An 18,234-nucleotide genomic window follows, 5' to 3' on the forward strand; every position below is an offset into this window, starting at 1 on the left:
GTCCGGGACGCGTGACGCGTCCCGGACGGCGGCGAGGCAACGTCAGCGGACCGCGTTGAGCGCGTCCACGATGCCCGAGCCGTAGAAGCCGTTACGGGCCCTGCTGCCTTCACAGGTGTGCGTCGCCGTCACGGTCTGGCCGGTCGGCAGGATCCGCGTGTAGGTGAACGCCCGGGGCTCCGGGCACGCGGTCCTGGTGGCCGTGCCCTTGAGCACCGACTCCACCACGTCCGGGCTCAGCGTCAGGCCGCCGTGGCGGAAGTCGCGGTGCCCGTACTTGCTGACGATCAGCGCCGCCACGCCGGCCGCGCGCGGCGAGGCCATCGAGGTGCCCTGGAGGTACTGGTAGTAGGCGCAGACCGAGCCGCGGCAGTCGCGCACCACGGCCGGCGTGTTGGGGGTGCCGTCGGGGTTGAGCACGCCGCTCGACCTGGCCAGCGCCTCCGGGTAGGCCGACAGGGTGGCCTTGGTGACGTCACGCGTGTTGTCCGCCGTGTCGTACACGTCGCCGCCGGGCGAGGCCACGTCGATGTAGCCGTTGCCGTAGTCGGAGTAGTACGCCTTGCGCTTGCTGATGCCGGTCGAGGAGACCGAGATCACGTGCTCGCCCTCGCTCGGCATGGAGATGCAGCTCGGCGGGATCGTCCGCGAGCGCGGCGCCTCGCCGGGCTCGCTGGCGAAGTCGGGGCTGGAAGCGTCGGTGATCGTCTTGGTGTAGTCCGTGGCGCCGTTGCCGGCCGCCGCGACCAGGGTGACGCCCCGGTTGTGGGCGTAGTTCAGCGCCCGCTGCGTCGCCCTGATGATCACGGCCTGCTCGGCGCGGTCGGCGGGCGAGTCGGCCGGGTTGTCCACGCAGTTGAACAGCCACGGGTCGATGTAGTAGCTCATGTTGACCACGTCGATGCCGTGGTCACCGGCGTACGTCAGCGCGTCCACGCTCGGCTGCAGGAAGAAGAAGCCGGAGTCCTGGCCGGCCCGCAGGTTGACGAGCGTCACCTTGGGCGCCACGCCGGCGATGCCGAGCTTGTTGATCGGCGAGGCGATCGACGAGGCCACGTGCGTGCCGTGGTCGTTCTCGTCCACGTCGGCCGGGTCGTTGCAGGACTGGTCGGGCTCGTCCTCGCACGGGCCGTCGACCTCGGCGCCGTTGGCGTCGACCGGGATGTCGACGGTGAAGTTGCGGCTCAGCGCGCGGTTGAAGTTCGGCGCGATGTCCGGGTGCGAGCCGTCGACGCCGGTGTCCAGGATGCCGACGGTCACGCCGCGGTCGCCCTGCTCGTACTTGTAGGAGCCGTCGGCGGTGGCGTGGATCTGCTTGAGGTCCCACTGCAGCTCGGAGAGCGGCTCGGCCTTCGGGCCCGGCTTGCCGAACTTCGTGGCCGCCGGTGCCCCGCGGCCCTCCTTCTCGACGGCCTCGGTGGCCCTGCGGACCTGCTCGGCCGTGGCGCGCGCGGCCTTGGGAGCGGTCCCGATGGTGCGGTTGTGCGCGACGCCCTCGATCGAGGCGTTGGCGGCCAGGGCCTCGGCGAAGCCGGCGTTGCCGGTGGAGATCGTCGCCACGCCGACGGCGGTGTTCTCCCTGACGACGGTGCCGCCCGCGGCCTCGATGGCCTGGCGCGCGGCGGCGGGCTGCGCGCCTTCCTTGTATAAGACGACGTACTCGACCGTGCTGGCCGAGGCGTTGTTCGCCTCGGCTGGAGTGACCAGGCCGGCAGCCAAGAGGGTGCAGGCGGCCAGGACGATGACACGCTTCACGTGTGAACCTCCGGGTGTGGAAGATTTTCCTCCACCAAGATGGGCACGTTTGGCCGATACGTCCATAGCCACGGGAACGATTTACGATGTCGAAATGATCAGGAACCGGCATGTCGAGTTCGAGCGGCTGCACAACTTCCGCGACCTCGGCGGCTACCGGGCCCGTGACGGCCGTACCGTGCGCTGGGGGTGCCTGTACCGGGCCGACTCGCTGGGCAAGCTCCGGGGCGAGGACTGGGAGCGGTTCCTGGCTCTCGGCGTGCGCACGGTGATCGATCTGCGTTACCCGTGGGAGATCGCCGCCAGGGGCCGGGTGCCCGAGAGCGACGGCCTCGCCTACCACAACCTGAGCATCGAGCACCGGCCCTACGACCAGGCCCAGCTCGCCCCGGACACCGACACCGCCCGCTTCCTGGCCGACCGCTACGCCGAGGTCGCCGCGGACGGCGTGCGCGAGCTGCGGCGGGCCCTGGAGGTGATCGCCGAGGCCGGCAGCGCGCCCGTGGTCATGCACTGCGCCTCCGGCAAGGACCGCACCGGGCTGCTGGCCGCGCTGGTGCTGGCGCTGCTGGAGGTGGAGGAGGAGACGATCGTCGAGGACTTCGCGCTGACCGGCCTGGCCACCGAGCGGCTGCTGGCCGACTGGGTCGCGACCCACCCCGGCCGTACGCCGCGCTGGCCCGGCTTCGCCACCGCGCCGGGCGAGGTCATGCGCCTGTGCCTGGCCGAACTGGCCGCCGGGCACGGCTCGGTGCGCGGCTACGCCGTCAAGAAGCTGGGCCTCGACGAGGCGGTCGTCGAGGCCCTGCGTGAGCGATACCTGGTGTGACCTACTCCGAGAAGCCCAGGGACCCCAGGTCCGGCTGCTGCCAGCCCGCCTGCGGCACGTCGCCCCGGTACGGGCCGGAGACGACCGGCGGCACGAACGTCTCCTTGATCGTCCGGGCGTTCACCCAGCGGATCAGGTTGTAGATCGACCCGGCCTTGTCGTTGGTGCCCGAGGACCGGGCGCCGCCGAACGGCTGCTGGCCCACGACCGCCCCGGTCGGCTTGTCGTTGACGTAGAAGTTGCCGGCCGCGAAGCGCAGCCGCTCCGACGCCGAGGCGATCGCGTACCGGTCGCGGGCGACGAAGGAGCCGGTCAGCGCGTACTGCGTCGCCGACTCCATCTGGTCGAGCACCGTGTCGAAGTCGCGGTCGTCGTAGACGTGGACGCCGAGGATCGGGCCGAAGTACTCCTTGACGAAGATCTCGTCGGTCGGGTCGGCGCACTCCAGGACGGTCGGCTTCACGAAATATCCGGTCGAGTCGTCGTAGGAGCCGGTCAGCACGTCGATCGACGACGACTCCCGCGCCCGGTCGATGGCCGCCTTGTGCTTGGCGAAGGCCCGCCCGTCGATGACCGCGCCCATGAACGTCGACAGGTCGCCCGCCACGTCACCCACGGTCAGCGCCTCGGCCGCGGCCACGAACTCGTCCCGCATGCCCGCCCACAGCGAGCGCGGCACGTACGCCCGCGAGGCCGCCGAGCACTTCTGCCCCTGGTACTCGAACGCGCCCCGCAGCAGCGCCGTGGAGAGCACGGCCGGGTCGGCGGACGGGTGCGCGAGCACGAAGTCCTTGCCGCCGGTCTCGCCGACCAGGCGCGGGTAGGACCGGTAGGAGGCGATGTTCGCGCCCACGGTGGCCCACAGGTGCTGGAACGTCGCGGTCGAGCCGGTGAAGTGGACGCCCGCCAGCGCGGGGTGGGTCAGCGCGACCTCGGAGACCGCCTGGCCGTTGCCGGTGACCATGTTGATCACGCCCGGAGGCAGCCCCGCCTCCTCCAGCAGGCGCATGGTGAAGTGCGCGGCGAACTGCTGCGTGGGCGACGGCTTCCAGACGACGACGTTGCCCATCAGCGCGGCCGACGTCGGCAGGTTGCCGGCGATGGCGGTGAAGTTGAACGGCGTGATCGCCAGCACGAACCCTTCCAGGCCCCGGTACTCCATCCGGTTCCACACCCCGGGCGAGGACACCGGCTGGTCGGCGTAGAGCTGACGCGCGTACGCCACGTTGAAGCGCAGGAAGTCGATCAGCTCGCAGGCCGCGTCGATCTCCGCCTGCTGCGCCGACTTCGACTGCCCGAGGATCGTGGCGGCGTTCAGCGTGTTGCGCCACGGCCCGGCCAGCAGGTCGGCCGCCCGCAGGAAGATCGCCGCCCGCTCGTCGAACGGCAGCGCCCGCCAGGCCGGGGCCGCCCGCAGCGCGCTGGAGATCGCGTCCTCGACGTCCTTGGCCGTGGCGTCGTGGGTGCGGCCGAGCACCGAGGCCGTGTTGTGCGGCTGCACCACGTCGATCGGCGCGCCGCCGCCGAGGCGCCGCTCACCGTCGATCGTCATGGTCAGGTCGATCGAGCCGCCGGCCAGCTCCTTGAGCCGGTTCTCCAGCGCGGTGCGCTCGGCGCTGCCCGGGCCGTAGCCGTAGACCCGCTCGTTGGCGGGAACCGGCACGTTGCTGATGGCGTCCATTTACTTACCCCCAAGGGCACGAAGGAAGAAGGCGACGTTGGCGGGGCGCTCGGCCAGGCGGCGCATGAAGTAGCCATACCAGTCGTCGCCGTAGGGGACGTAGACGCGTACGGTGTGCCCGGCTCCGGCCAGGTCCTCCTGCCGGTCGGTGCGGATCCCGTACAGCATCTGGTACTCGTAGGAGCCGACCGGGCGGCCGAAACGGCTGGCGAGCAGCTCGGTGACGGAGATGATGCGGTCGTCGTGGGTGGCCACCATGGGGTACCCCTGCCCGGCCATGAGGGCGCGCAGGCATCGCACGTACGCCTTGTCGACCTCGCCCTTGCTCTGGTGGGCGACCGAGGCGGGCTCGCGGTAGGCGCCCTTGACCAGGCGCACGCGCGAGCCCTCGACGGCCAGCTCGCGGCAGTCGTCCTCGCTGCGGAACAGGTACGCCTGGATCGCCACGCCCGTCGAGGGGTGGTCGGCGCGCAGCTTGCGCAGGATGTCCAGCGTCGAGTCGACGGTGGTGTGGTCCTCCATGTCGAGCGTGACGGTCGAGCCGCCGGCCTCGGCGGCGGCGCAGATCTCGCGGGCGTGGCCCAGCGCCATGCCCTCGTCGAGCCGCTGGCCGAGCGCCGACAGCTTCACCGACACCTCGGCGGCGCCGCCCAGCTCCAGGGGGCGCAGCGTGTCGAGCAGCGTGAGGTAGGCCTTCGTGGTGGCCGCGGCGGCGCTGGCGTCGCGGGTCTCCTCACCGAGATGGTCGACGGTGACGGAGAGGTTCGCGTCGCGCAGCCGCTCGATGGCGGCCCTGGCCTCCTGTACGCTCTCCCCGGCGACGAACCTGTCGACCACCTTGCGGGTGAGCGGGAAGCCGGACACGGCGCGGCGCACCAGCGCGCTCCGGGACGTGGCGAGAAGCAGTTGACGGAGCATGCCTCCACCCTAAAACCCCAGCTCACGAGGGGCCATTGACGCGCGTAACGCGGCGTGTGGCAGGCTGTCATACAAATGCACAACTCGGCAGATCTACAGGACGTCGTCGATGAGCTGGCCCGCCTCCTGGGAGCCTCGGCGACGCTGGAGGACCGCTCGTTCCGCCTGCTGGCCTACGGCGCGCAGCACGGCGACATCGACACCGTCCGCCAGGAGTCCATCCTGCGCAGGCGCGCCACCTCCGAGGTGCGCGACTACTTCGAGCGCTACGGCATCGCCAGGGCCGCCGGCCCGGTCAGGATCCCGGCCGACGCCGACCTCAGGGTGCTGGCCCGGGTCTGCTGGCCGCTGCGCCACTCCGAGGTCACCTACGGCTATCTGTGGCTGCTGGACGAGGGCGGCCTCACCGACGAGGTGCTGAGCCGCGCCGAGCCGCTGGTGGCCAGGGCCGCCGCCGCGCTCGCCCAGGAGGCCAGGAGCCGCCAGGACCTCGGGCGCGGCCTTCGCGCGCTGCTCTCGGCCGACCCCGAGGAGCGGGCCGAGGCCTCCATCGAGGCGCGCGGGCCGGTGACCGCCATCGCCGTGCGCGAGTCGTCCGAACGCGTCGCCGCCCTGTGGACCCTGCCGCGCGGCGTCCTGGCCCGCGCCGGCTCGCCCGTCGCCCTGCTGGCGCCCGCGCGCTTGGCCGCCGAGGTCGCCCGGACCGTCCAGAGCGCCTACGGCACCGCCGCCGGCATCGGCGCCCCCCGTACGGACCCGGCGGACGCCTGGCAGAGCTGGCGCGAGGCGCGTCAGGCGCTGCGCGTCGCCGAGCACTTCCCGGCCTTCGCGCCCGTCGCGCGCTGGGAGGACCTGGGCGCGCACCGGCTGCTGGCCAGGCTCGGCCGGCACGACCTGCGCGAGCTGGCGGACGAGACCGCGGCCCTGGACGCCGAGCTGGCCCACACCGTCGAGTCCTACCTCGACCACGGCGGGCACGTCCAGAAGACGGCCGCCGAGCTGGGCATCCACCGCCAGACTCTGTACTACCGGCTGGGCAAGGCCGAGCGGACGCTGCACCGCGACCTGGCCGACGGCGACGACCGCCTGACCGTCCACCTGGCGCTCAAAGCGGCGCGACTCCTAGACGCCTGAGCGCCGCCTCGTCGCCCGGGCCGCCGCGGCCGGCCAGTCCCTCGGCGACCCGTTCGCGGTGCGCGTCGTCCTTCTGCCCGTCGTACTTGAACTTGCCGCGGATCTCCTCGATCGCCAGCCTGAGCCCCCGCAGGCCCGACAGCAGCCGCGGCATCCGCGCCGGGTCCCCGTGACCGGGCTCCAGGTCGTCGAGCTGCGCGCGCAGGATGTCCAGCTTGCCGTCGTCGGCCGTGACGACCTCGGCGTTGCAGACGAGCTGGACGGAGGAGTAGTACGTGGTCGGCACCCCCAGCTCGGGCTCGACGCCCGGCTCGGCCCGCCAGGCGCCCCGGACGTAGGCCCAGGGACCGGCCACCGACACGACCACCTTGGGGTTCTCCTCGACGGCCGCCCAGATCGGGTTCGGCCTGGCCAGGTGGAGCAGGATCGTCCGGTCGTTCACGAGCAGGAACTGCGTGGGAACCACGACGGGCACCTCACGGCCGCGGCCCGCGGCGATGAGATGCCCGAACTGGTTGTCCTTCACGTACGCCAGGGACTGCTCCTCGGTGGCGGAGTCCCAGGGGTGAATGAGCATGAAAAGGGATTCTAGGCGCAGGCGAGTTCGTACACCCGCACCAGCTCCTGGCTGACCCGCTCCCACGAGTAACGCGAACGGGCGCGGTCGGCGCCCGCGTAGCCGAGCGCGGTGCGCAGCGTCGGGTCCGTCAGCAGCTCGCGGGCCAGCCGCGCGGTGCGCGCGGGACGGTCCGGCGGGACCAGCAGGCCGGTGACGCCGTCGATGACCGAGTCGAGGTGCGCGCCGACGGCCGAGGCGATCACGGGGACGCCGCAGGCCATGGCCTCCAGCGCGACGATGCCGGTCGTGGACTCGCGCGGCAGGGACACCACGGCGTCGGCGCTGCGGATCAGCTTGGGCACCGCGGTCCGCTTGACCTGCCCGACCAGGCTGACCCTGTCGGCCACGTCGAGCTGCTCGGCCAGCGCGCGCAGACGGCGGGCCTCGCGGTCGTCGTCGAGCTGGTCGGGCTCGGGGCCGCCGGCCAGGACGAGCTCGACGTCCGGGAGACCGGCCAGCGCGCGGATGATCGTGGGGGCGCCGCGCTCGGGGGTGAGCGGGCCCAGGTGCAGCAGGCGCTTGCGGCTGCCCTTGGTGGCCACCGGGCCGGTGCGGTGGAAGCGCTCGGTGTCGACGCCGTACGGGACGACGGCGATGTTGTTGCGCGGGACGCCGAGCCGGATCAGCGCCGACTCCTCGTCACCCGAGCCGGCGATCACGGTCCTGGCGTTGCGGCCGAGCGCCCGCTCCAGCTTGACGTGGGCGGCGTCGACGGTGTGGAACGTCTGCGTGACCGGCACGTTCAGGCCCTTGGCGCCGGTCACGGCCGCCAGGCCGCCGGTCCAGGAGTGGGCGTGGATCACGTCGGGCCGCTCCTGGCTCCAGCGCCGGCTCAGGTACTGGCCCACGTCGCTCAGGTACGGCATGACGTCCGCGGGGCTGAGGTCATGCGCGGGGCCCACGTCGATGTGCTCGACCGTGACCCCCGGGGCGACCCGCGTCCTGGGCTTGCCGTCGGCACTGTCACGGCGGGAGTAGATGGTGACGTGGTGGTCGCGTCCCAGCTCGCGAGCGACAGCGAGGATGTGGTGACGCTTGGTTCCCGTGGCGGACGCGACGATCGCGATGTTCATGGCACACCTCAGCGTGAAAAGCCTTCAGGTGTGCCTGCGTCTTAGGCACGTCTTTCTCCAGTGCTGACCTTACCCAAAGACGGCCGAATCGCAAACCCCCGCAGATCAGGACACCTGATCGGGTGTTCCTAAATGCCGCGCAAGGCCAGCACGACGATCTCGTCCCACACCTGGCCGCCGGAGAACGCGTGCCGGTCGGCGTCGATCGCCTTCACCACCGTGGACGGCGCCTGCCCCGCGCATCTGCCGAGCACGTCGGCCAGCCGCTCCTCCCCGTACGGCTCGCCCGTCTCGTTCCTGGAGGAGATGAGGCCCTCGGAGTAGAGCACCAGCGTCTCGCCCACCCCGACAGTCAGCTCCTCCACCTCGGTCTCCGCCTCCGGCGCGATGCCCAGCGGCACCCCGCCGCCCGAGGCGAAGCGCACGCTTCCGTCGGGCGACAGCAGCGCCGCCGGATGGTGCCCGGCCGAGGACAGGCGGATCTTCCTGCCCTTGACGAAACCCGCCGTGACCATCACGAACATGCCCGTGCCCTGCGACACCAGGGCCTCGTTCACCTTGCGCACCACGACGTCGGGGTCGGACTCCCAGACGCTGAGCACCCGCAGGCCGCCCCTGACCATCGCGCTGACCGACGCGGCCTCCTCGCCCTTTCCGGCCGCGCCGCCGAGCGCGAACGCCCAGCCCTTGCCCGCCGGGAACACGTCGTAGAACTCCGCGCCCACCGACGCGCCGGGGTGGTAGACGGCGGCGGCCTCGTACCCGGGCACGTCGGGAAGGTTGCGCGGCGCCACACTGGCCGACAGCGCGTCAGCGGCCCGCGACCGGGTCTGGAAGCTGGCCTGGGCCCGCACCGCCAGCCCGAGCTGCAGCCCGACCTCCTGCATCACCCCGAGGTCGGCCAGCGTGAACGGCGGCCGGTCGTGCGCCCTGACCAGCGTCAGCACGCCCTCGGCGTCGCCGATGGGCACGCACAGCATCGAGCCGGCCCCCATGGCCGTCAGCAGCGGCCCGTCGGCGCAGAAGCCGAGCAGCGTCTCGTCGTCCACCATCTCGTGCACCACGCCCGAGCCGCGCTCCAGCACCTGCGCCACCACCTGGCTGGCGGCCGGGGGAGAGGACTCGACCTGCCGCACGATGTCGCCCAGAGGCTGGTTCTTGGGCGCCACCACGGCCGCGCGGCGCGGCATGCCGTCGCGCACCATGTCCGCCACCACCCAGTCGGCCCAGTCGGCCGCCAGCAGCCGCGTCGCCCTGGGCAGCGCCACCGGCTGCCGCAGCGCCTCCTCGTCCAGCAGCAGCGTGGTCATCCTGGCCAGCAGGTCCTGGCGCTTGGCCGCGGCCAGCAGCAGCGCGCCGTCGGACTCCTCGGGCCGCCGCGCGCCCGGCTCGGGAAGCTGCACCTCGGTCGGCAGCGCCACGGCGGCCACCATCTGCTGCGGCTCGCCCGGCATCGTCAGCCTGGTCAGCGCCACCTGCACCGTGTGCGTCCGGCCCTGGTGGGCCAGCCGCGACTCGAACGCCGCCGGCTGCCCCGTCTGCAGCACCGCCGTCAGGTGCGAGCGGAACGCCGCCCGCCGCGACACGTCCACCAGCAGCGGGAACGAACGCCCGACCAGGTAGCCGTCCGGGCTGCCGAGCATCCGCGAGGTCTCCGGGTTGATGCGCCGCACGACGCCGCCGCCGTCCAGCACGATCACCGGCACCGGGAAGGCGCGGTAGACCTGGCGCAGCAGCTTCAGCTCCCGCTGGGTCCCGTCCTTCTTGCCGCCCTGCCGTTTGGGCGCCTTCTTCAGCGCCTCACGCGCCTCGGCCAGCAGCTCGGCGGCGGTGTCCAGCTCCGCGAGCGCGGCGTCGAGCGTCGGCGCGAGGTCCGAGGGATAGGCGGCCCTCGCCTCGCGCAAGGATGAGACGCGCCCGGACAGGGCGTCCAGGGCGTCTTCCAGGCCGGGCATGGTCATTCTCTGACGCTACGCCACGCTGGATAATGGTAGCCATAAGGGGTAGGGGCTTCTTGCTATGAAATCAACGGCGATGATCACCCCCGGCTTGGCCCGCAATCTGGCGACTCTCGGGCGGCTAGGCGAAGACACCTCGACGGAAAGCGTGCTGCGCGGATTGACGACCGCGCTGGCCGACGGCGTGCCCGGCTGCTCGGGCGGCTCGGCCGAGCACTGGCGCGACCAGCGGGTCCTGGTCTCCGGCTCGCACAGTGAACTGATCATGCTCGTGGAAGGCGAACGTGAGCTCGGTGAAGGTCCCTCCACCGAGGCCAGGCTGACGGGCGGCCGCGTGGTCGTGACCGACATGCTGAGCGACTCGCGCTGGCCCCGCTACGCCCTGCTGGCCGCCCGCTGGGGCGTGCGCTCGGTGCTCACCGTGCCCGTCAAGCTGGACTCGGTCCTGCTCGTCATCGGGCTGTACTCGGTGCGGCCGGCCACGTTCTCGCCCCAGGGCGCCCAGGTGCTGGCCGACATGCTGACCGAGCAGGTCGGCGTCGCCATGGCCAACCTGTGGGACTTCGAGGAAGTGCGCACGGACGCGGCCCAGCTCCAGGAGGCGCTCGCCGGGCGCTCCCTGATCGACCAGGCCAAGGGCATCATCATGCAGACCAGCGGATGCTCGGCCGAGGCCGCGTTCGAGGAGCTGCGCAGGATCTCCCAGCACCACCAGGTCAAGGTGGCCGATCTGGCCAGGCTCCTGGTCGAGGAACACCAGCGGAAGTCACGACGATAGGTCCGGCCGGCTGTGGGTGGCGAGCGCGTCCGCGTGGCGCGCCCACGGCCGAGGGCCACCTGTGCGCGGGGCTAGCCAATGGCCGCCAGCGCGTCGTCGAGCGTGTCGTACAGCGGGAGCCGCTGCGCCAGCCCGGTGATCCACATCACTTTGGATTTCGAATATTCGACGCCGACCAAGGCGAACCGGGCACCTGAGGTCAGGCTGGTCTGCCAGTGGTGAACGATCAGGCCCAGCGCCCGCGAGTCCATGAAGGTGACCCCGGACAGGTCCAGGATCAGCTCGGAACCCGCCAGTGAGAGGTAGTCGGCGAACTGCTCGCGCGTCGTGGCGTCGAGCACACCGTCTACCTTGATCACCGTGATCGCGTCCACGGTCGACGACGTAAGGCTAAGGGCCGCCACCGCCCCTTCGCCGTTCTCCGGCATTGTCACGGGGCAACCCTACTGTCACCGAACGAGCGAGGAATACTTCCTCCCCCATGGGGGACACTGGATCCGAAGTCCAGCAGAGGGCTTTCGTCTCGAAAGTAGAACGAGGCATGCCTCTGCCTGGGCTTTTCTTGGTGGTAGAGGCCGCCCTGCGACCCATATGAGGAGCAGCGATGGCTGTGCAGGAATACGTCCTCGAGGATCTGACCGCCGAAGAACTCCTCGCCGAAATGGTCGACGCCACCACCGCCGACAGCCACAGGGAACGACTGCGCGAGCGCATCGTCGAGATGCACCGCCCGCTCGCGATGGAGATCGCCAGACGTTACCGCTACCGCGGCGAGCCGCAGGAGGACCTCCTGCAGGCGGCGTACGTCGGTCTCATGAAGGCCATCAACGGGTTCGATCCGACGCTCGGGCACGCCTTCAGGGGCTACGCTGTGGTCACCATGACCGGTGAGGTCAAACGCCACTTCCGTGACCGTACCTGGGCCATCCGGGTGCCTCGCCTCTACCAGGAGCGCCGCTCCGAGCTGAACCGGCTCGTCGCCGACCTCAGCCAGGACCTCGGCCGCTCGCCGACCGTGGCCGAGCTGGCCGCCAGGATGAACATCAGCGAGGAGGACGTCCTGCTCACACTGGACGCCTCCGCCGCCTACAGCACGCTGTCGCTCGACGCGCCGCTCGGCACCGACGACGACGCCGCCTCGCTCGGCGACGTCATCCCCGAGGACGACGACACGCTGAGCACCATGCTCGACCGCGAAGCGGTCAAGCCACTGATCGACGCGCTGCCCTCCAGGGAGAAGCACATCCTGCTGCTCCGCTTCTTCGGGAACATGACTCAGGCCGAAATCGCGGCCGAGTTCGGCATCTCGCAGATGCATGTATCGCGAATCCTCCGTAAAGTGCTGGACCAGCTACGCAGTGAGCTGGTCGGCTGAGAGGGTGGTTGCCGGGTGGAAGAGGATGTCGATCCTCAAGCGGGCCCTGCCGGTCCGCCACCTGGCGTACCCGTGAAACACCTCGCCTTCCGGCTGCCGGACCTGCCGCAGGTCCGGCAGTTCGCCGCGACCGAGGCGCGGGGGGTCGGCATGGCCGAGGAGGCGGTGGGCGACTTCGTCATCGCCGTCAACGAGGTGGCCACCAACGCCGTCACCCACGGCACGCCCGACGCGCGGCTGCGTACCTGGATCCAGGACGGGGACCTGGTGGTCGAGATCCACGACGACGGGACGTGGAAGCCCGGGCCGATGCCAGGGGCGATCGGCGGGATGGGGCTGTGGGTGGCGCGGCTGCTGTCGGCCGACCTGTCGTTGCGGGTGGGGGAGCAGGGGAGCACGGTCACGATGCGCTTCCCCGGCAAGGCGTAGGTGCTCGGGGGACATTTCCAGGGGTGAAAGCGGGCGCGCGACGGGTCCGTGTGGACCGCGCCGCGCGCTGCTCGAATGGGACGGATCCTCCTCAGCGGCGGGTGCGTCCGCGCCAGCCGCCGTAGCTCTTGACGCTCGCCGTGCCGATGCCCGCCTGGTGCAGCGCCAGTAACGTGAGCCCGAGGAGCATGAAGGTCGTTCCGGAGATCCCGCCGCCCAGGCCGACGTTCAGCAGGTCGAGCAGGAATCCAAGGCCGAAAATGATCGCCGCGACAATCGCGAGCATGTCAGGTCACCTCGTTCTGTGGTTCTAAGACTGGAATGTCGAGGACTTCAGGGGGTTCGCGGCCGTCGCGGCCGTTGCGCTCTGGGCGGCCGGCGTCGTGTCGTGGCTGGACAGGCTCAGCAGCCGCTCCAGCACGACCCGGTACTCACGCAGGGCCAGCCGCAGCTGCTCGGTGTCGCCGGCGTCCTTCCAGCGGTCGCGCAGCTCGCCGGTGCGCGCCGTCAGACTGGCCGTCAACGCCTCCACGACCTCGCCCACCAGGCCGTCGGCCCGCTGGACGGCCTCGGCCGGGTCGTCCACGAACGAGGTCTGCACCTCGCGCCAGCGGGTCTGCACCTCGGCGGGATCCTGGTCGAACAGGGAGGTGTCCTGGGGGGCCGCGTGGGCGGGCACCGGCTCGGCGACGACGGCGTCGGTCTCGGTCACCAGGACCTCGGGGTCGGCGTCCAGGTCGTTGCCGTCACGGCCGCGGAGGTTGTCATCACCATGGCGGTTGTCGTCGCCAGGGAGGTCGTCGTCGTCATCGGCGTCCGCGTAGGGCGCGTCGGCGCTGACGTCGCCACTGACATAGGCGTCGTCGTTCCTGCCTCCGACGTTCCCGTCGTCGTTCCTGTTCCCGGCCACCCGGACGTCGCCGTGGTCGCCGTACGTGGACTCCGCGAGCTCGGGATCCGCGTGAGCGGGGTCGGCGTGGACGGACTGCGCGTGAGCGGGACCGCTCCCCACCCTGCTCGGAGGCTGGGTGTCCGCCAGCATGTCACCGGCATCACCACCGGTGGCGCGTACCCGGCGGTCCCCGTCCTCGACGTCCTCGTCGTCCTCGTCGGTCGTGGCGTACGGCTCGTGATAGCGTCCCGTGCCGTCGTCCTCGTCGTTCCCCCGGTGAGCGGCACCGAGATCAGCGGTGGGGACGTCGTTCTCCCGCAGCTCCTCCGCCGCGGTGCGGTCGTCGAGACCCTCGCGGGACGGATCGTCGTAGGCCCGGGAGCCGTCCTCCCGCTCGTCCCTGTTCCGCTGATGCGACGGGACCTTCAGCTCGTCGCTGCTGCTCATGTCCTTCACCGTCCTCGCGTGGTCTCTTGCAGCAGTTCCTCGAACAGCGCGCGGTAGTGCACCATCGCCTGGCGGAGGTCCTCGGTCGAGGCCTCCTTCCTGGCGGCACGCCCGCTGATCTCATGAGCCGTCCGGTAGTGGTCGATGGTGGACGCGTGCCCGACGGACAGGTCGGACACCTTCTGCTCGAAGTTCTCGGTGGGGTAACCGCGCTCGGCCATGACCGACGTCACCAGCTGGTCGGCCTCCGTCACCGCGAACGCCGGCGCGTCCACGAAGCGCTCCTGCACCTCGATCCAACGGTTGGCGTAGGCGTCACGCGACTCCTCCGGCAACGGCCGGATGTCCAGCTCGGCGTGGCGCTGCTCGCGGGCGATCAGCTCCTGCTCCGCGTCCCGCTTGTTGTCGTGCTCCGCCATCAGGCGTTCGTACTCGGGGCCGAAACGCGCGCGGAGACGGCTGCGGCGCTGCTGCTGCATCACCACATACCCGACTGCGGCCACCGCCACTATCGCGACCACGATGACGACCACCCAAATGAAGGTGGACATATTGTTCGCCTCCGGTCTCTTTTGTTGAGACCAGCGACTGCCCCCGTTCGCGCGTCCGAAACGCCGCTCTCAGCGGCGTTCCAGGCCGTTCCTGGCGGCCTCCAGCACTGCTGCGACGTGTGAGCCCCCAGGGGCGGCGGCGACCTCCCTGAAACCGATCCGGCTGTCGTAGTCCACGTCGAGCCCGGCGTCCACGAGCCGCTGCGCCCACCGCAACGCCGTGTTCAGCCGCTCCGGCGCAGGTGGCTTCCCCTGCGCCGCCGCCGACAGGTTCCGCAGGTTCGTGGCGGGCCCGGACTGCGCGTGGCTGCGCTCCAGCTTCCACGGTACGGCCCCGCTGTGGTCGAGCATCGCCTTGGCCAGCCCGGCGGCCCGCTTCGCCTGCAGCACCCCGGACTCGCTCACCCCGAAGTGAACGGCCAGCTCCTGCACGCTCAAACCCTCGGCGACGAGCCTGGCCAGCTCACCCCGATCGATCGTTGGCCTCCGCCCCACGTCCACCTCCGCTGTGTGCGCGTGCGGGTCTGATGTGCGCTAAGGTTATGACGTCCCGCCCCGAAGGGGGCGACCGACACGACCGGGACGTAGCGCAGCTTGGTAGCGCACTTGACTGGGGGTCAAGGGGTCGCAGGTTCAAATCCTGTCGTCCCGACGGTCGAAAAAGGCCAGCCAATCTGGATGAATCCCCAGGTCGACTGGCCTTTTTTGTGATCTTCGTTTCGTTGGCCGGCCGGCTAGACAGCTTTCAGTTTGGGACCAGATTGGGACCAGCGCCCCGTCAGGTGCGCGCTGAGCGCGTTCCCGGCCGCGTGGAGCGCGGCATTGTCGGGGTGGAGATAGCGCTGGGTCGTGCTCAGCGAGCCATGCCCGGCGATCTTCCGGAGCACGTGCATCGGCACCCCGGCATCGGCCATCCACGTCAGCCCGGTGTGGCGTAGATCATGGCGGCGCAGGTGCTCGTACCCCAGCCCGGCCACCACCTGGTCCCAATGGGTGGCATCACGCAGCACGGCCGTGCTGATCCGCCCGCCCTTGGGGCCGGTGAACAATCGCGCCGCGGGGTCCCTTCCCGCGGCGTTGAGCCGCTCCAGAACCAGGTCTTGAATCTCGACGATGATCGGGACCTTGCGAGCCCGCTTGCCCTTGGTCCCTTTGTCCGCCAGCCCTCCGGGGCTGGGGGTTGTCTGTCGGCGCACGGTCCACGTCCAGGTGTCGGTGTCGATGTCGCCGACCCGCACGCCGGAGACCTCGCCGATCCGTGCGGCCGTGCAGGCGGCGAAGATCACTGTTCTGCCCCAGCCCGCGTAGGAGTCGGCCGAGCGGTCGACGAGCGCGTTGGCCAGTCGTTCCAGCGCGGCCCAGTTCGGCAGCGCCAGCGCACGAGGGTCATCGAGCTCGTCCTCGGCTTTCCGGTATTCGCGCTGCCAGCCGGTGATCCTGGCCGGGTTGCGGTCGATGATGCCGTCCCGGACGGCTTGCTCCATGACCCGGACGAGGACGGCCAGGCTGTTCTTGACCGTTGAGCGACTGCACTCGTCGGCGATCCAGCCGTGTACACCGCGATCGACCGCCCCAGTGGTGATCATCCGGACGGGAAGGTGCCCCAGCGTCGGCACCACCCGTTTGCGCCACCCCCCGGTAAGTTAACCTGCCCGAGTCGTCGGTGAGGCGCGCATTGTGAGTTTGTAGATCACGTTTGAGGGTGGGTGGCGTTCACACGCGCGGGCGTAGGCGGCGGTGCCTTTGCGTTCACGGGGTTTGGAGCGGGGCCGTCGAGTCAGGAGTGGCTGGTTCCACACCTCGTGGAAGACCTCCCGGAGGAGGCCGTGGCGGGGTGGCTCATTGATCGTTCGGGCCAGGGCTCGTAAGACGACGGTGAAGGAGATCCGGTCGGGATCGATGGGCTGATCGGGGTGGGCGTGTGCGGCTCGTGCACGAGCGATTTGCACCACCTGATAGACGATGAGCAGGGCATACAGCTCTTGAGCGACGCCGTTGGGGTCCTTGGATCGCAAGATCTTCTGAGGTCCGCGCAGATAGGTCTTGGCATCCGCGTACCCGGTTTCCGATTCCCACCGCTCGGCATACAGTTGCGCAATCTGGGTGGCGGGGGCCTCGCCGGGTCCAGCAGAGTCGTGATCAGCCGGTAGTTCTCGCTCCGAGTCTCGCCGATCTCGGGGATGACGGTGACGGCGTATTCCACGACCCTGACCCGCATGCCCAGCGCCTGGCGGGCGCGCAGGCCGCGACGCGGCAGCGGCCGCCCGGCTGCCCGATCGCGTTCGGCTTGGAGGGTTGGTCGCTGTAGGGCAAAACGCTCAGGTAGGAGCCGTCGGCCAGTTCGGTCAGCACCGGCAGACGGCGGTGATACTGCACTCGGACGATCACATCGGCGCCGGTCGCGGCGATCCGGGCGACCTGGGGATAGCCGGAGAAGTAGCGGTCGATCAGCACCAGCATGCCGGGGCCGAAAGCCCCTGCCCACACGAGCTTGTCCAGCAGACGCGGCTCACCGACGCGTAAGGTTCCCCAGACCGCATCGAGTAGGGCGCGCGTGTCGCAGGCGATCAGCATCAGCAGGCGTACCTGTGGATAGCGGCCCGGGCCGATGCGCCCGTGCGGAGGATCACCGAAGGCGGTGCGGTTGGCCGGGGTGTCGGCGACGTCCAGGCGCGTGCCATCGGCCGCGACCTTCAACAGCGCCAGCTCGCGATCGAAGGCCCGCATGCCGGGCGTGTGCGGTTTCTCGGCCGACCCCAGCAAGCCACGCAACAGCGCTTTGAGCGGCGCTCGTCCCAGTCGGCGTCGGGCCTGAACCGCGGCCGACACGGAGGGAATAGGCCGCCGTCTACCGCTCAAGTGCCGCGTGAGCTGGTTAAACAGCACCCGCAAGACCTCGCCGTAGCCGAAGCCGGGGCATAGCCACAGGGTCAGCACGAAGTACAAGGTCACTCTCGCGGGCAGGGCGCGCTTACGCGCTTCCCGGGATCCGCAGGCGTCAATCACCTCATCCACCAGGTCCGGTGGCACGATCTCCATGATGGCTCCGAGCCCGAGCTGATCCAGCGGATGAGTCGGTGATCCGCGGGCCCGGACACTCGCGTCAGTCGGCGTATCGGTGGCAGCATGACCAGACAACGGGGTTTCCCGCGCTTGTGGTCCTCTTCGTCGAGACCAGTCGCGCAGGAGACCCCGTCCTACGTCAAGACGACAAAGTTCGTTAACTTACCGGCGTTGCGACCTGTCCAAGCCCCAACGCGACCTCCTCGCCAAGCTCAACATCCCCACCCCCAACAAGGTCATCGAGCTCGCCGCCACACCCCGCTGACCAGCAGCAACACCTCCGCCTAGAGAAACGCCCACCCGAGCGTCTCCCCAGGTTCCCCCAGCTCAGACCCCAAACCTGAGCATCTAGCCCTCCGAATTACGTCGAACCCAGGCCGGGTGGCCCGGAGGAATCTCACCTCCGGGCCACCCGGCGGTGAACGCCCGTCACTTCCGGACAGCACGCGGGTGGCTCCTTGGTGACCAAGTTGGCGGCCCGCCCTCGCTGGCTGCCAGTGAGGTGTTCCGGTGTTCAGGTCGGAGTGGAGCACGGTCCAGTCCTTCGGCTTGAGCTCACCGGGAGATCGGCCTGGGTCGCCTGGTCACTGATCCGCAGCTCGGCCGACCGGTGCCGTTCGTCTGCGAGAGTGTCCCGCACGGCGGTCAGCGGCCAGGCCGGCCGCGCGGCCAGGCGTGCGGCGACGGCGCACAGCGCCAACGGCAGCCCGCCGCACATCCGCACCAGGTCGG

General features: G+C 70.5%; 18 protein-coding genes and 1 tRNA gene. 6 read left to right on the forward strand and 13 right to left on the reverse strand.

Going from position 1 to position 18,234, the window contains the following annotated elements; translation table 11 throughout:
* Positions 1-42: 42 nt before the first annotated feature.
* The gene (locus KME77_RS06595; RefSeq protein WP_308250585.1) at positions 43-1,755 is read right to left on the reverse strand and encodes a S8 family serine peptidase; all 1,713 of its coding nucleotides are present in this window, start codon (positions 1,753-1,755) and stop codon (positions 43-45) included.
* A gap of 94 nt (positions 1,756-1,849) precedes the next feature.
* Between KME77_RS06595 and KME77_RS06600 the strand changes: the two genes are divergently transcribed.
* Positions 1,850-2,584: a tyrosine-protein phosphatase gene (locus tag KME77_RS06600; protein ID WP_219462960.1), complete on the forward strand. Its 735-nt coding sequence runs from the start codon at positions 1,850-1,852 to the stop codon at positions 2,582-2,584.
* 1 nt (position 2,585) lies between these two features.
* Here KME77_RS06600 and pruA read toward each other — a convergent pair whose 3' ends face one another.
* Together pruA and KME77_RS06610 are read right to left on the reverse strand one after the other, a co-directional pair.
* Positions 2,586-4,265: an L-glutamate gamma-semialdehyde dehydrogenase gene (gene pruA / locus KME77_RS06605; RefSeq protein WP_219462963.1), complete on the reverse strand. Its 1,680-nt coding sequence runs from the start codon at positions 4,263-4,265 to the stop codon at positions 2,586-2,588.
* On the reverse strand, positions 4,266-5,183 hold the full coding sequence (locus KME77_RS06610) for a proline dehydrogenase family protein (RefSeq protein WP_219462965.1): 918 nt from the start codon (positions 5,181-5,183) through the stop codon (positions 4,266-4,268).
* Positions 5,184-5,258: 75 nt separating this feature from the next.
* Between KME77_RS06610 and KME77_RS06615 the strand changes: the two genes are divergently transcribed.
* Complete coding sequence (locus tag KME77_RS06615) at positions 5,259-6,317, forward strand: PucR family transcriptional regulator (protein ID WP_219462969.1); 1,059 nt, start codon at positions 5,259-5,261, stop codon at positions 6,315-6,317.
* Here KME77_RS06615 and KME77_RS06620 read toward each other — a convergent pair.
* From KME77_RS06620 to KME77_RS06630, 3 genes are all read right to left on the reverse strand, one after another.
* The gene (locus tag KME77_RS06620; RefSeq protein ID WP_219462971.1) at positions 6,289-6,894 is read right to left on the reverse strand and encodes an FMN-binding negative transcriptional regulator; all 606 of its coding nucleotides are present in this window, start codon (positions 6,892-6,894) and stop codon (positions 6,289-6,291) included. The genes KME77_RS06615 and KME77_RS06620 overlap by 29 nt on opposite strands.
* A gap of 11 nt (positions 6,895-6,905) precedes the next feature.
* Entirely contained in the window at positions 6,906-8,009 is a 1,104-nt protein-coding gene (locus KME77_RS06625; protein ID WP_219462974.1) for a glycosyltransferase, read from the reverse strand.
* A 128-nt stretch (positions 8,010-8,137) separates the two neighbouring features.
* Complete coding sequence (locus KME77_RS06630) at positions 8,138-9,970, reverse strand: SpoIIE family protein phosphatase (protein ID WP_246609280.1); 1,833 nt, start codon at positions 9,968-9,970, stop codon at positions 8,138-8,140.
* A gap of 145 nt (positions 9,971-10,115) precedes the next feature.
* Between KME77_RS06630 and KME77_RS06635 the strand changes: the two genes are divergently transcribed.
* On the forward strand, positions 10,116-10,745 hold the full coding sequence (locus tag KME77_RS06635) for an ANTAR domain-containing response regulator (RefSeq protein WP_308250586.1): 630 nt from the start codon (positions 10,116-10,118) through the stop codon (positions 10,743-10,745).
* A 71-nt stretch (positions 10,746-10,816) separates the two neighbouring features.
* Here KME77_RS06635 and KME77_RS06640 read toward each other — a convergent pair whose 3' ends face one another.
* Positions 10,817-11,173, reverse strand: coding sequence for an STAS domain-containing protein (locus KME77_RS06640; RefSeq protein WP_219462996.1), 357 nt, complete (start codon positions 11,171-11,173; stop codon positions 10,817-10,819).
* Between the two features lie 176 nt (positions 11,174-11,349).
* Here KME77_RS06640 and KME77_RS06645 point away from each other — a divergent pair, with 176 nt between their 5' ends.
* Both KME77_RS06645 and KME77_RS06650 read left to right on the forward strand, forming a co-directional pair.
* A complete protein-coding gene (locus tag KME77_RS06645; protein ID WP_219462977.1) occupies positions 11,350-12,120 on the forward strand; it encodes a SigB/SigF/SigG family RNA polymerase sigma factor in 771 nt (256 codons plus the stop codon).
* 72 nt (positions 12,121-12,192) lie between these two features.
* The gene (locus KME77_RS06650) at positions 12,193-12,549 is read left to right on the forward strand and encodes an ATP-binding protein (RefSeq protein WP_308250587.1); all 357 of its coding nucleotides are present in this window, start codon (positions 12,193-12,195) and stop codon (positions 12,547-12,549) included.
* A 91-nt stretch (positions 12,550-12,640) separates the two neighbouring features.
* Here KME77_RS06650 and KME77_RS06655 read toward each other — a convergent pair whose 3' ends face one another.
* The 4 genes from KME77_RS06655 to KME77_RS06670 all read right to left on the reverse strand — a co-directional run bounded on the left by KME77_RS06655 (position 12,641) and on the right by KME77_RS06670 (position 14,934).
* Complete coding sequence (locus KME77_RS06655) at positions 12,641-12,835, reverse strand: hypothetical protein (protein ID WP_219462980.1); 195 nt, start codon at positions 12,833-12,835, stop codon at positions 12,641-12,643.
* 24 nt (positions 12,836-12,859) lie between these two features.
* Positions 12,860-13,888 (reverse strand): hypothetical protein, encoded by a 1,029-nt coding sequence (locus KME77_RS06660; RefSeq protein ID WP_219462982.1) that lies wholly within the window; start codon positions 13,886-13,888, stop codon positions 12,860-12,862.
* A 5-nt stretch (positions 13,889-13,893) separates the two neighbouring features.
* On the reverse strand, positions 13,894-14,439 hold the full coding sequence (locus KME77_RS06665; RefSeq protein ID WP_219462984.1) for a hypothetical protein: 546 nt from the start codon (positions 14,437-14,439) through the stop codon (positions 13,894-13,896).
* 69 nt (positions 14,440-14,508) lie between these two features.
* Entirely contained in the window at positions 14,509-14,934 is a 426-nt protein-coding gene (locus KME77_RS06670; RefSeq protein ID WP_219462986.1) for a hypothetical protein, read from the reverse strand.
* 83 nt (positions 14,935-15,017) lie between these two features.
* On the opposite strand from KME77_RS06670, the gene KME77_RS06675 reads away from it, so the two are divergent.
* Positions 15,018-15,091, forward strand: a tRNA-Pro gene (locus KME77_RS06675).
* An 82-nt stretch (positions 15,092-15,173) separates the two neighbouring features.
* On the opposite strand, the gene KME77_RS06680 is transcribed toward KME77_RS06675, so the two are convergent.
* Positions 15,174-16,058, reverse strand: a complete 885-nt coding sequence (locus tag KME77_RS06680; protein WP_219462987.1) for a tyrosine-type recombinase/integrase — start codon at positions 16,056-16,058, stop codon at positions 15,174-15,176.
* 520 nt (positions 16,059-16,578) lie between these two features.
* On the reverse strand, positions 16,579-17,478 hold the full coding sequence (locus tag KME77_RS06685) for a transposase domain-containing protein (RefSeq protein WP_219462989.1): 900 nt from the start codon (positions 17,476-17,478) through the stop codon (positions 16,579-16,581).
* Positions 17,479-18,234 lie beyond the last annotated feature (756 nt).

Origin of the sequence: Nonomuraea rhizosphaerae, from assembly GCF_019396405.1 — a bacterium.
Classification (GTDB): Bacteria; Actinomycetota; Actinomycetes; order Streptosporangiales; family Streptosporangiaceae; genus Nonomuraea; species Nonomuraea rhizosphaerae.